At 70.8% G+C, this 12043-nt stretch carries 15 protein-coding genes; all 15 read right to left on the minus strand.

Going from position 1 to position 12043, the window contains the following annotated elements; all coding sequences use genetic code 11:
* Positions 1-36: 36 nt before the first annotated feature.
* Positions 37-1263, minus strand: a complete 1227-nt coding sequence (locus ACT26F_RS07385; protein WP_471669866.1) for an ammonium transporter — start codon at positions 1261-1263, stop codon at positions 37-39.
* Positions 1264-1381: 118 nt separating this feature from the next.
* Positions 1382-2071, minus strand: a complete 690-nt coding sequence (gene trmD / locus ACT26F_RS07390; protein WP_471669867.1) for a tRNA (guanosine(37)-N1)-methyltransferase TrmD — start codon at positions 2069-2071, stop codon at positions 1382-1384.
* On the minus strand, positions 2071-2598 hold the full coding sequence (gene rimM, locus ACT26F_RS07395) for a ribosome maturation factor RimM (RefSeq protein ID WP_471669868.1): 528 nt from the start codon (positions 2596-2598) through the stop codon (positions 2071-2073). Before rimM ends, trmD begins: the two co-directional genes overlap by 1 nt.
* 4 nt (positions 2599-2602) lie before the next feature.
* The gene (locus ACT26F_RS07400; RefSeq protein WP_471669869.1) at positions 2603-2854 is read right to left on the minus strand and encodes an RNA-binding protein; all 252 of its coding nucleotides are present in this window, start codon (positions 2852-2854) and stop codon (positions 2603-2605) included.
* Positions 2855-2856: 2 nt separating this feature from the next.
* On the minus strand, positions 2857-3339 hold the full coding sequence (gene rpsP / locus ACT26F_RS07405) for a 30S ribosomal protein S16 (RefSeq protein ID WP_471669870.1): 483 nt from the start codon (positions 3337-3339) through the stop codon (positions 2857-2859).
* Positions 3340-3511: 172 nt separating this feature from the next.
* Positions 3512-4165 carry a (d)CMP kinase gene (cmk, locus tag ACT26F_RS07410; RefSeq protein ID WP_471669871.1) on the minus strand — a complete coding sequence of 218 codons (654 nt, stop codon included), beginning with the start codon at positions 4163-4165 and terminating at the stop codon, positions 3512-3514.
* A 10-nt stretch (positions 4166-4175) separates the two neighbouring features.
* Positions 4176-5240 carry a prephenate dehydrogenase gene (locus tag ACT26F_RS07415; RefSeq protein WP_471669872.1) on the minus strand — a complete coding sequence of 355 codons (1065 nt, stop codon included), beginning with the start codon at positions 5238-5240 and terminating at the stop codon, positions 4176-4178.
* Positions 5237-5965, minus strand: coding sequence for a pseudouridine synthase (locus ACT26F_RS07420; protein WP_471669873.1), 729 nt, complete (start codon positions 5963-5965; stop codon positions 5237-5239). The genes ACT26F_RS07415 and ACT26F_RS07420 overlap by 4 nt, the downstream gene beginning before the upstream one ends.
* Positions 5958-6587, minus strand: coding sequence for an SMC-Scp complex subunit ScpB (gene scpB / locus ACT26F_RS07425; RefSeq protein ID WP_471669874.1), 630 nt, complete (start codon positions 6585-6587; stop codon positions 5958-5960). The genes ACT26F_RS07420 and scpB overlap by 8 nt, the downstream gene beginning before the upstream one ends.
* Positions 6574-7449 carry a segregation and condensation protein A gene (locus tag ACT26F_RS07430; RefSeq protein ID WP_471669875.1) on the minus strand — a complete coding sequence of 292 codons (876 nt, stop codon included), beginning with the start codon at positions 7447-7449 and terminating at the stop codon, positions 6574-6576. Before ACT26F_RS07430 ends, scpB begins: the two co-directional genes overlap by 14 nt.
* Positions 7450-7457: 8 nt before the next feature.
* Entirely contained in the window at positions 7458-7769 is a 312-nt protein-coding gene (locus ACT26F_RS07435) for a hypothetical protein (protein WP_471669876.1), read from the minus strand.
* A complete protein-coding gene (locus tag ACT26F_RS07440) occupies positions 7754-8605 on the minus strand; it encodes a ParA family protein (protein WP_471669877.1) in 852 nt (283 codons plus the stop codon). The genes ACT26F_RS07435 and ACT26F_RS07440 overlap by 16 nt, the downstream gene beginning before the upstream one ends.
* Positions 8606-8702: 97 nt before the next feature.
* Positions 8703-9617, minus strand: a complete 915-nt coding sequence (gene xerD / locus ACT26F_RS07445) for a site-specific tyrosine recombinase XerD (RefSeq protein WP_471669878.1) — start codon at positions 9615-9617, stop codon at positions 8703-8705.
* A 14-nt stretch (positions 9618-9631) separates the two neighbouring features.
* The gene (locus tag ACT26F_RS07450; protein ID WP_471669879.1) at positions 9632-10228 is read right to left on the minus strand and encodes an NUDIX domain-containing protein; all 597 of its coding nucleotides are present in this window, start codon (positions 10226-10228) and stop codon (positions 9632-9634) included.
* A gap of 10 nt (positions 10229-10238) precedes the next feature.
* On the minus strand, positions 10239-11900 hold the full coding sequence (locus tag ACT26F_RS07455) for a CTP synthase (RefSeq protein WP_471671669.1): 1662 nt from the start codon (positions 11898-11900) through the stop codon (positions 10239-10241).
* Positions 11901-12043 lie beyond the last annotated feature (143 nt).

Consider the following 12043-nt stretch of genomic DNA (forward strand, 5'->3'; position numbering starts at 1 on the left):
ACGGAAATCGGGGACGGGGCGCCGTGCGCGTGTGCGTCAGTCGAACTTGTAGGCGCCGCCGCCGTGCAGGACGTTGTCCAGACCGGCGACCTCTTCCTCCTCGGTGACCCGGAAGCCGACCGTGGCGTCGATCGCCTTGCCGAGGCCGAAGGCCACGACGAAGGAGAACACCGCGACGAACACCGACGGGATGAGCTGCGCGATCAGCTGGTCGAAGTCGCCGCCGACGAACAGGCCCGTGTCGGTGGCGAAGAAGCCCAGGTACAGGCAGCCGAGGAAGCCCGCGACCAGGTGCAGGCCGACCACGTCGAGCGAGTCGTCGTAGCCGAGCTTGTACTTGAGGTCGATCGCGAAGCAGCAGATCGCGCCGGCCAGCAGGCCCAGGACGATCGCCCAGAACGGCGAGAGGTTGGCGCACGACGGGGTGATGGCGACGAGGCCGGCGACGATGCCCGAGGCGGCACCGACGGCGGTCGGCTTGCCGTCCTTGAAGTGCTCGACGGCGATGTAGCCCAGGATGCCGGCCGCGGGGCAGGCGATCGTGTTGAGGAAGATCAGCGAGCCGGTGTTGACGTCGACCGCGGCACCGGTGTTGAAGCCGAACCAGCCGAACCACAGGATCGCGGCACCGATGAGCACGAGCGGGACGTTGTGCGGCTCGGCAGCCTCCTTGGCGAAGCCGACGGTGCGCTTGCCCAGCACGAGCGCCAGGGCGAAGGCCGCGGCACCGGCGCTGATGTGGACGACCGTGCCACCGGCCCAGTCGATCGGCGTCGCGTCGCCGATCGTGAGCGTGCCGATCCAGCCCGTCAGTCCGTCTTCGTCGAAGCCCCAGACCCACCCCTGCGAGGGGAAGTAGACGATCGTGGCCCACAGGCCGGCGAAGAGCATCCACGGGAAGAAGCGCGCACGGTCGGCGACCGCGCCCGAGATCAGGGCGGTCGTGATGACGGCGAAGGTCGATCCGAACGCGACGCCGGCCAGGGCCGAGGCGCCGTCACCGGTCGCCAGGTCCTGCAGGGCGAAGTCCGAGAACGGGTTCGCCAGCCAGCCGTTGATGATGTCGGCGTCGCCCGCCGAGCCCATGTTGAAGCCGTAGAGGATCCACAGCACGAAGACCAGACCCATGGCGCCGAAGCTCAGCATCATCATCGAGATGACGCTCTGCGCCTTGACGAGGCCACCGTAGAAGAACGCCAGGCCGGGGGTCATGAAGAGAACAAGGGCGGCGCAGATGAGCAGCCAGATTGTTCCGGGTTCCATATCAACCTCTTTGCAGTCGGTAACACGTGTGAAGGGCGCCCGGGCTCCCTTGCCGCGGCGCTGCGTCGATCCTCGTCAGGCCCCGTTACGGCGGCCGACCAGTGTCGTTACGCGTGTGTTACCCGAACTGCTCGCCGGTTAAATCCGGGCGACGCTCGGCCGTGCGGTGCTGTGCCTGCTCGCGACGCCACGCCGCGATCCGGCCGTGGTCGCCCGAGAGCAGGACGTCGGGGACGTCGAGCTCGCGCCACGTGGCGGGCTTGGTGTAGACGGGGTACTCCAGCAGCCCGTCGGCGTGCGACTCCTCGGTGAGCGACTCGGGATTTCCCATGAACCCCGGCAGCAGCCGGACGACGGCCTCGATGATCGCCAGTGCCGCGACCTCTCCCCCGTTGACGACGAAGTCGCCGAGCGAGATCTCCTCGACGCGCCACCGACTCGCGGCGTGGTCGATCACGCGTTGGTCGATGCCCTCGTACCGGCCGCACGCGAAGACGAGGTGGTTCTCCGTCGACAGCCGGACCGCGTCGGCATGCGTGAAGGGTGCTCCCGACGGCGTGGGCACGACGAGGACCGTCTCGTCCGAGCACACCGCGTCGAGCGCTTCGCCCCAGGGCTCCGGGCGCATCACCATCCCGGCGCCGCCGCCGTAGGGGGTGTCGTCGACGGTCCGGTGCCGGTCGTGCGTCCAGTCGCGTAGGTCGTGGGCCGTGAAGTCGACGAGGCCGCTGCGCCGGGCCCTGCCGGGCAGCGAGAGGTCGAGCGGGGCGAAGTAGTCGGGGAAGATCGAGAGCGCATCGATGCGCATCAGCGCGCCTCGTCCGCGGAGTCCGGGTCGAGCAGACCGGGCCGGTCGACGACCGTGACGGTGCCGGCGTCGAGGTCGACCGCGGGCACGAGCGCCTCGACGAAGGGGACCTGCACCCGTCGACCGTCGAGGTCGATGAGCAGTGTGTCGTGGGCGGGGAGGTGGAGCACCTCCACCACGGTGCCGCGGTCGACTCCTGCGACGACGACGGTCAGGCCCACGAGCTGGCGGTCGTAGAACTCGTCCTCGTCGTCGGGCAGCTCGTCGGGGTCGACCTCGACCTCGAGCGTGACGCCGTGCAACTGCTCGGCGGCGGTGCGGTCGGGCACCTCGGCGAACGAGACGAGCAGGCGGCCGCTGTGCGGCCGCGCGGAGGTGATGGTCAGGACCCGCTCGACCGTGCCGACACGACACAGGACCGACGAGCCCGGGGCGAAACGCCGTTCGGGCTCGTCGGTCCTGGTGTCGACGGACAGGTCGCCGCGGATGCCATGGGCACGGCCGATCCGGCCGACGACGACGCGCATGGGGTCAGCGACGACGGTCGACGTCCACGAAGTCGATCCGCGCGCCGTCGGCGCCGGCGATCGCCGACGCGACGGTGCGGATCGCCGTGGCCGTGCGGCCCTGACGGCCGATGACCTTGCCGAGGTCGTTCGGGTGGACCCGGACCTCGAACAGCTCGCCGCGACGGGTCTGCTTCGCGCGGACCGTGACGTCGTCGGGATGCTCGACGATGCCGGCGACGAGGTGCTCGACGACCTCCTGCAGGGGTGCGGCCACGATCAGGCCTCGTCGGCCTTCGCGTCCTCGGCCGGGGTCTCCTCGGCCTTGGGCTCCTCGGCCTTGGGCTCCTCAGCCGGGGTCTCCTCAGCCGGGATCTCCTCAGCCTTGGGCTCCTCAGCCTTCTTGGCCTTGGACGTCGTGGCCGACTTCTTCGGCTCGGCGTGCAGGTCCTTCAGGGCAGCGTCGAACAACAGGGCCTTGTCGGCCTTGGGCTCGGGCTGCTTGAGGGTGGCGTTGCCGCCGATGTCGCCGGTGAGCTTGAGGATCGCCGCGACGGCCTCGGTCGGCTGGGCGCCGACGCCGAGCCAGTACTGGGCGCGCTCGGAATCGACGTTGATCGTCGAGGGCTCCGTCTTGGGGTTGTACGTGCCGATCTCCTCGATCACGCGACCGTCGCGCTTGGTGCGCGCGTCGGCGATGACGATGCGGTAGAACGGCGTGCGGATCTTGCCCATCCGCTTGAGGCGAATCTTGACTGCCACGAGTGTGGTGTCTCCTTGAGTATCGAACTGTGGTGATTCCGGAACGACATGTGGGGCAGGTCATGCCGGATTCGAGGGGCCGGGTTCGAGAGGCTGAGAGGGGCCTCGGCGACACCGGACGCAATCACCCATTCTGCCAGAACGGGCGCGTGCACTCCAACTCGCGTCCGGTTCAGCCGCGGACGAGCCCGACGATGTGGTCGATGACCTCGTCGAGGGTCAGGTGCGTGCCGTCCACGACGACCGCGTCGTCGGCGCGGGTCAACGGTGAGGCCTTGCGATTCGAGTCGATCTCGTCGCGTCGGGCGAGCGCCTCGCGCATGGCCTCGGCGTCCTCGACACCGAGCTCGGCGGCCCGGCGACGCGCCCGCGCGACGGGGTCGGCCACGAGGTACACCTTGAGGTCCGCGTCCGGCGCCACGACGGTGCCGATGTCGCGTCCCTCGACCACGATGCCGTCGGTGGCCCGCGCGATCGCGGCACGCTGCAGCGCCACGAGCTGCTCCCGCACCGGGGCGACCGCCGCGACGGGGCTGACCGCCGCGGTGACCTCGGCGCCGCGGATCGGCTCGGACACGTCGACGCCGTCCGCCGCGATCGTCGGGTGCTGCGGGTCGGTGCCGGAGGTCAGCACGACCTCACGGGCTGCCGCGGCGACGGCGTCGGGGTCGTGCACGTCCACGCCCCGCTGCAGCATCGCCCACGTCATCGCGCGGTACATCGCGCCCGTGTCGAGGTAGGCGTACCCCAACCGGGTCGCGACCCCGCGCGAGGTGCTGGACTTGCCGGACCCGGAGGGTCCGTCGATGGCGATGACGGTGGTCACGTGATTCTCCTCAGCGGAACGCGGCCCAGCCGCGTTCGGTCAGTGCGGTGTGCAGCGCGGCGGACACGCCCGCCTGCACGACGACCTCGACGACGCCGACCTGGCGGCCGAGCTCGTGGTCGATGCGCATGTCCTCGATGTTGATGCCGGCGGCGCCGATGTCGGAGAACAGCCGGGACAGCTCACCAGGGGTGTCGTCGATCGAGACGTACACGACCTGGAGCGCCGTGGGCCGGTCGCCGTGCTTGCCCGGGACCCGGGCGACGCCCGCGCGGCCGCGGTCGAGATGGGTCGCGACGGAGCCGTCCGCCGAACGCACGGCGGTGCGCAGGTCGGCCAGCCGCTCCTGCAGGTCGTCGAGGATCGCGCCGACCTGGACGGCGTTGCTGCCGATGATGTCGACCCACAGCCCGCGGTCGCTGCCGGCGATGCGGATGACGTCGCGCAGTCCCTGCCCGGCCAGGGCGAGGTCGTCGACCGGGGCCTCGGTCAGCAGTCCGGCCGTCAGGACCGAGACGAGGTGCGGCACGTGGGACACGAGGGCGACCGCCCGGTCGTGCTCCAGCGGATCGAGGTGGCGCGGCACGGCGCCGACACGCGCCGCCAGCCGCTCGAGGGTCGCGACGGCCGATGGGTCCGTGCCCACGGTCGGCACGATCGCCCACGCCCGGCCTTCGAAGAGCTGCGCCGTCGCGGCCATCGGCCCGGAGCGTTCCTTGCCGGCCATCGGATGACCACCGACGAAGCGCGGATCGGTCACGGCCGCGCAGATGGCGCCCTTCACGCTGGCGACGTCGGTCACGACGGCGTCGGGGAACTCCGCGAGCGCTGCGCGCACCGTCTCGACGACGACGGCCGGCGGGGTCGCGACGACGACGACGGCCGGGGCATCGACCGGATCGGCGGTACCGGCGCCCACCGAGACGGCCAGTTCGACGTTGGCCGCGCTGGCGTCACGCAGGTGGACCTGGGCGCCCTGGTCGCGCAGGGCGAGGGCGACGGAGGTGCCGATCAGGCCGCAGCCGACGACGAGTACCGGGCCCGCGACGACGGCATCGGGCAGGGCGGCACTCATGCCTCAACGCTATCGAACAGCGCTCCGAGCTCGTCACGCGACAGGTCGCGCATCGCGCCCATGCGCAGGTCGCCCAGACGCAGCGGTCCGAAGGCGGTCCGGGTCAGCTCGACCACCGGGTGGCCGACCTCGGCGAGCATCCTGCGCACGATCCTGTTCCTGCCGCTGTGCAGGTCGAGCTCGACGAGGCTGCGCCCGCGGCTGCGGTCGCGCACCACGAAGCGGTCGACCGAGATCGCGCCGTCCTCGAGCTCGACTCCCCCGAGCAGCCGTCGGCCCAGGGAGGCGGGCACCGTGCCGTCGACGAGGGCGACGTAGGTCTTGCTCACCTCGAAGGAGGGGTGGGCGAGCCGGTGCGCCAGGTCGCCGTCGTTCGTCAGGATCAGCAGTCCGGAGGTGTCGGTGTCGAGCCGGCCCACGTGGAACAGCCGGTCCGAGCGGTCCGCGAGCAGGCCCGAGAGGTCGGGGCGGCCCTGCTCGTCGGCCATCGAGCTGACGACACCGCGCGGCTTGTTCAGCAGCACGTAAGCGTGGTCGGACGGGGGCGGCACGCGCACGCCGTCGACCCGGATGACGTCGTTCGCGGCGTCGACCCGGGCACCGAGCTGCGTGACGACCTCGCCGTTGACCTCGACCCGGCCCGAGGCCATCAGCTCCTCGCTGCGACGACGGCTCGCGACCCCGGCCTGGGCCAGCACCTTCTGCAGGCGGACCGGCTCACTCACCGGCGTCTCCCGGCGTCTCGGGAACCGCCTCGCGCTCGGCGGTCTGACCCGCCACGCGCTCCAGTTCGCCGTCGAGATCGTCGAGCTCGGGCAGCATCGGCGCGAGCTCGGGCAGCTCGTCGAGCCCGCCCAGTCCCATGCGCTCCAGGAAGTAGTTCGTCGTGCCGTACAGGATCGCGCCGGACTCGCCGTCGTGGCCCAGCTCGACGATGAGTCCGCGCGTCACGAGCGTGCGCACCACTCCGTCGACGTTGACACCGCGGATCGCCGAGATCCGCGATCGGCTGATCGGCTGCCGGTAGGCGACCACGGAGAGCGTCTCGAGCGCGGCCTGGCTGAGCCGCGCCTGCTGCCCTTCCAGCACGAACGCGGCGACGACGTCGGCGTACTGCTCGCGGCTGTAGAACCGCCAGCCGCCGGCGAGCTCGCGCAGCTCGAACCCACGGCCCTGTTCGGTGTACTCGGCGGCGAGCTCGCGCAACGCCTCATCGACGGTCGCCGGCGGATGCCCGACGGCCTGCGCGAGGGCGAGGTGGTCGAGCGGCTCGTCGGCGATCATCAGCACGGCCTCGAGCGCGGGGCGCAGCTCGACGGATTCGGTCCGCTCGTCAGTCTCGCTCATCGTCACTTCCGGTCGTCGGGTCGGCCTGGGCGTCGGTGGTGTCCTCGTCAGGCAGCAAGGGCTCGTCGAACTCGTCGCCGACGTCGATGTCGCCCTCGTCGCTGCCCGTCCAGCGGACGGTCAGCTCGCCGAGCGGCTCGGCCTGCTCGAACGCCAGCATGCCCTCGCGGAACAGCTCCAGCAGGGCGAGGAAGCGCGCAACCTTCGTCATGCCGTCCGGGGCGTCCTGGGTGATGGCACGGAACGTCAGCGACCGTTCACGACGGAGTCGGTCGACCACGAGATGGGCCTGCTCGCGCACACTGACCGCGGGCGCGTGCAGGTGGGCCAGCGACACCAGCGGCGGAAGCTTCGGCGCGAGCGCCGCGGCCGCGAGCTCCGCGAGGTCCTGCGCCGTCGCCGAGATCTCGACCTCGGGCAACAAGGTGGCGAAGCGCGGCTCGAGCGTCACGGCACGCGGGTGGCGCAGCTGCTGGTTCTCGAAGCGCTCGGCCAGGAAGGCGGCGACGAGCTTGAAGGCGCGGTACTGCATGAGGCGGGCGAACAACAGGTCGCGAGCCTCGAGCAGCGCGAGGTCCTCCTCGTCCTCGACCTCGGCCTGCGGCAGCAGCCGCGCGGTCTTGAGGTCGAGCAGGGTCGCCGCGACGAGCAGGAAGTGGGTCGTCTGCTCGAGGTCGTCCTCCAGTTCGCGCGTGTACGCGATGAAGTCGGAGGTGACGACCGACAGGGCGATCTCGGTGATGTCCAACTGGTGCTTGGAGATCAGCTGGAGCAGCAGGTCGAACGGGCCCTCGAAGTTCCCGAGCGAGACGGAGAACCCGGCGTCGGGTGCCTCGGCGGGGGGCGGCTCGGTGACGGACACCGCTGCCCTCACTCCTCGCCGAGCCGGCGGGCGAGCTCGCTGTCGGCGCCGCGGGTCTCGAGGTCGGCCAGGGCACCGGCGATCGCGGCCCGGACGAGTCGTCCCCGGTCGACCTTGCGGCCGAGCACGGAGCGCAGTTCGAGGCGCGCCTGCTCCACCGCCATCAACTCTTCAGCCGTGAGGTAGACGGTCATCTTCTCGTCGTGCTTGACCCGGCCGCTGCCCGACGGAGGAACCGACGGCGTGCTCTCCTGCGACTTGTTCGGTGTGGTGGGCCGGAAGAGCTCGTCCGCACCGGGCAGGTTCACGCGTCGGGGCACCGCTGCAACACTTCCCTCGCGAGCTGGCGGTAGGCCTCCGCGCCCGGTGACGTCGGGGCGTACTCGGTGATCGGCTCACCGGCCACCGTGGAGTCGGAGAACTTGACGGTGCGGCGGATGACGGTGTGGAACACCTGGTCGCCCCAGCCGTCGACGAGCGTCTGCAGCACCTCGCGGCCGTGCAGCGTGCGGCTGTCGTACATCGTGCCGAGCAGGCCGACGACCTTGAGCTCGAAGTTCGTGCGGTCGCGCACCTTCTCGATCGTCTCGTTGAGCAGGGCGACGCCGCGCAGCGCGAAGTACTCGCACTCGAGCGGGATGATCACGCCGTCGGAGGCCGTGAGCGCGTTCACGGTGAGCAGGCCCAGCGAAGGCTGGCAGTCGATCAGGATGACGTCGTAGTCCTGGCGGACGTCGCGCAGCGCGCGGGCCAGCACCTGCTCGCGACCCACCTCGGTGACGAGGCGCATCTCGGCGGCCGACAGGTCGATGTTGGCCGGGACCAGGTCGAGGTTCTCGACCGTCGTCTCCATGATGATGTCCTTCATGGACAGCTCACGGTCCATCAGGACGTGGTAGATGCTCTGCTCGATCTCGTGGGCGTTGTAGCCCAGGCCCACCGTCATCGAGCCCTGCGGATCGAAGTCCAGCAGCAGCACGCGACGGCCGGTCTCGGCGAGCGCGGCGCCGAGGTTGATCGTGGTGGTCGTCTTGCCCACCCCGCCCTTCTGGTTGCACATCGAGATGACGATGGCGGGGCCTTGGGCGGTGCGGGGGCCGGACTCTGGCAGGTCGGGCTGAGGGCGACCGGTGGGGCCGAGGTCCGAACTGGGCATGACGGCCACTGTACCTCTCATCGCGGCGCCGCCGTGAGGAAGCAACGATCGGTCCGTGCGGCGATTCGCGACCCGGATCGTCGGTCGCTGCGATCGCTCACCGCAGGGCCCGCGGGTGGGACGCCGCGTAGGTCTCACGCAGCGAGTCGATCGTCACGAGCGTGTAGATCTGGGTGGTCGTGACGGAGGCATGGCCGAGCAACTCCTGCACCACGCGCACGTCCGCCCCGCCATCGAGCAGATGGGTCGCGAACGAGTGCCGAAGGGTGTGCGGCGAGACGTCCGTGGTCACTCCGGCCCGCGCCGCGGCCTTCGTCAGGACGGTCCAGGCGCTCTGGCGTGAGAGCCGCCCACCGCGGGAGTTGAGGAACATCGCCGGGCCGCTGCCGCCGGTCGCCGTCAGGTCCGGCCGCGCCTTCGACAGGTAGGTCTCGACGGCGTCGCGGGCGAACGATCCCAGCGGCACGATGCGCTGCTTGGACCCCTTGCCGGTCAGTAGGACGGACGAGGTCTCGAGGTCGATGTCGTCGACGTCGAGCCCCACGGCCTCGGAGATGCGGGCACCGGTGCCGTAGAGCAGCTCCAGCAAGGCCCGGTCGCGCATCGCGAGCGCGGTCCCCGGCTCCCCCGCGGCGACCAGGATGGCCTCCACGTCGGACAGCGGGAGCGCCTTCGGCAGCCGGGAGGCCGGGCGGGGCGGCTTGACCGCCGCGGTCACGTCGACCTCGACGAGCTGCTCGCGCAGGCAGAACCGGTGGAATCCCCGCACCGCGACGACCGTGCGCGCGACGCTCGACGTCCCGAGCGGCGGGTGCCCCTCGTCGCCGTGGCGCAGCGCCGCCGCGAAGGCGGTCACGTCCGACTCGGCGATCCGTGCCGGCTCGTCGATCCCGCGCAGGTCGACGAAGTGGGCGTACCGACGCAGGTCGCGACGGTAGGAGGCCAGGGTGTTCTCCGCGAGTCCTCGCTCCACGGACAGGTGCGAGAGGTACTCCTCGACGACGCGCCCCACGCCACCGCCGCCCGTCACCCGCGTGCCACCGCCAGGATCGCGACGGCACTCTTGGCGTCGACGATGCGGCCGTCGAGCACGGCGGCGACGGCGTCGTCGAGGTCGACCCACCAGTGCGTCATGTCCGCCTCCTCCGCCTCGCGCTCCGTGCGCTCGGCGTCGGTGACCGGCCGCAGGTCGGTCGCGACGAACAGGGCGATCGTCTCGGTCGAGTAGCCCGCGGTGGGCGCGATCGTGACGAGCTCGCGCCACGTGCCCGCGACGACGTCGGCCTCCTCGGCCAGCTCACGTGCCGCCGTCTGCTCGGGGCTCTCGCCCTCGACGTCCATGAGTCCGGCCGGGATCTCCAGCATCCGCCGCCCCATGGGGTGCCGGTACTGCTCGACCAGCAGGACGCGGCGGTCCTCGTCGAGCGCGACGACGCCGACCGCCCCTCGCGGACGGACGATCACCCGCGGGTGCTCGGTACCGTCCGGCGCGACGATCGTGTCGATCGTGAGCGTCAGGTACGGATTCTCGAAGCCGACCTCACGACGAGCGAGCGGCCACGCGCCCGGTGCCGCCTCGACGTGCCGGGCGATCCGTCCGGGCAGTCGCGGGTGATCGGTCATCGGCTCACGCTCACGCGCCCTGGACCGGCAGGCGCGCCTCCAGCTTGCGCGTGAGCGCCGCCTTCACCAGCCCGCGGAACAGCGGGTGCGGGCGCGTCGGGCGCGACCGCAGCTCCGGGTGGGCCTGCGTCGAGACGTAGAACGGGTGCACCTCGCGCGGCAGCTCGACGAACTCGACGAGCGTCGAGTCCGGCGACGTGCCCGAGAAGACCAGTCCGGCCTGCTCGAGCTGCGTGCGGTACGCGTTGTTGACCTCGTAGCGGTGACGGTGGCGCTCCTCGACCTTGTCCGAGCCGTACAGGTCGGCCACGAGGCTCCCCTGCTGCAGGCTCGCCGGGTAGAGGCCCAGCCGCATCGTGCCGCCGAGGTCACCGGCGCCCTCGACGAAGGCCTGCTGCTCGGCCATCGTCGCGATGACCGGGTGCTCGGTGTCGGGATCGAACTCCGAGGAGCTCGCGTCCTCGATGCCCAGTTCCGTGCGGGCGTACTCGATCACCATGCACTGCAGGCCCAGGCACAGGCCCAGGACCGGGATCTGGTGGGTCCGCGCGTACGTGAGCGCACCGATCTTGCCGTCGATGCCGCGGATGCCGAAGCCGCCGGGCACGCAGATGCCGTCGACGTCGGCCAGGTGCTGTGCGGCTCCGGTCTCGGTGGCGCACTCGTCCGACGGAACCCAGCGGACCTTGATCCGCACGTCGTTGGCGAAGCCGCCGGCGCGCAGCGCCTCGGCGACCGAGAGGTAGGCGTCCGGCAGGTCGATGTACTTGCCGACGAGCCCGATCGTGACCTCCTCGGCCGGCTCGTGCACGCGCTGGAGCAGGGCGTCCCACTCGGTCCAGTTGACGTCGCGGAACGGCAGGTCGAGCCGGCGGACGACGTACGCGTCCAGACCCTCGGAGTGCAGCACCTTGGGGATGTCGTAGATCGACGGGGAGTCCACGGCGACGACCACGGCCTCCTCGTCGACGTCGCACATGAGGGAGATCTTGCGCTTCACGCCGGTCGGCACGGGCCGGTCCGAGCGGCACACGATCGCATCGGGCTGGATGCCGATCGACCGCAGCGCCGCGACGGAGTGCTGCGTGGGCTTGGTCTTCAACTCCCCCGACGGGCCGATGTAGGGAATGAGCGAGACGTGCAGGAAGAAGACGTTCTGGCGGCCGACCTCCTGGCGGACCTGGCGCGCCGACTCCAGGAACGGCTGGCTCTCGATGTCGCCGACCGTCCCGCCGATCTCGTGGATCACGACGTCGACGTCGGGACCGGACATCGACAGCATCCGCTCCTTGATCTCGTTCGTGATGTGCGGGATCACCTGGACGGTGTCGCCGAGGTAGTCGCCGCGACGCTCGCGCGCGATGACCTCGGAGTAGACCTGTCCGGTCGTGACGTTGGCGCGCCCGACGAGGTCCTCGTCGAGGAATCGCTCGTAGTGGCCGATGTCGAGGTCGGTCTCGGCGCCGTCGTCGGTCACGAAGACCTCGCCGTGCTGGAACGGGTTCATCGTGCCCGGGTCGACGTTGAGGTACGGGTCGAGCTTCTGCATCGTGACCCGCAGGCCACGGGACTTGAGCAGACGGCCGAGGCTCGACGCGGTCAGCCCCTTGCCGAGCGACGACACGACGCCGCCCGTGACGAATACATGCTTGGTGACCGCGTTAGCTGCCAACGTGACTCCCGTGGGTCCGGTTCGGATGCGGAACCGGACGGGGCCGTCGGCACCGCCCGCGTGCTGGCGAGCCACTCAGACGGCTCGGCACTGCTCGGGGTTCCACGGAACTCCAGCCTACCATCGGCGCACTCCTGCACCGG

It is taken from the genome of Aeromicrobium sp. SP1 (assembly GCF_055663785.1).

Excerpts from the sequence above, each read along its gene's own strand:
- ACT26F_RS07385 (WP_471669866.1), bottom strand. The coding sequence starts at position 1,263 with ATGGAACCCGGAACAATCTGGCTGCTCATCTGCGCCGCCCTTGTTCTC.
- trmD (WP_471669867.1), bottom strand. The coding sequence starts at position 2,071 with ATGCGCATCGATGCGCTCTCGATCTTCCCCGACTACTTCGCCCCGCTC.
- rimM (WP_471669868.1), bottom strand. The coding sequence starts at position 2,598 with ATGCGCGTCGTCGTCGGCCGGATCGGCCGTGCCCATGGCATCCGCGGC.
- ACT26F_RS07415 (WP_471669872.1), bottom strand. The coding sequence starts at position 5,240 with ATGAGTGCCGCCCTGCCCGATGCCGTCGTCGCGGGCCCGGTACTCGTC.
- scpB (WP_471669874.1), bottom strand. The coding sequence starts at position 6,587 with ATGAGCGAGACTGACGAGCGGACCGAATCCGTCGAGCTGCGCCCCGCG.
- ACT26F_RS07440 (WP_471669877.1), bottom strand. The coding sequence starts at position 8,605 with ATGCCCAGTTCGGACCTCGGCCCCACCGGTCGCCCTCAGCCCGACCTG.
- ACT26F_RS07450 (WP_471669879.1), bottom strand. The coding sequence starts at position 10,228 with ATGACCGATCACCCGCGACTGCCCGGACGGATCGCCCGGCACGTCGAG.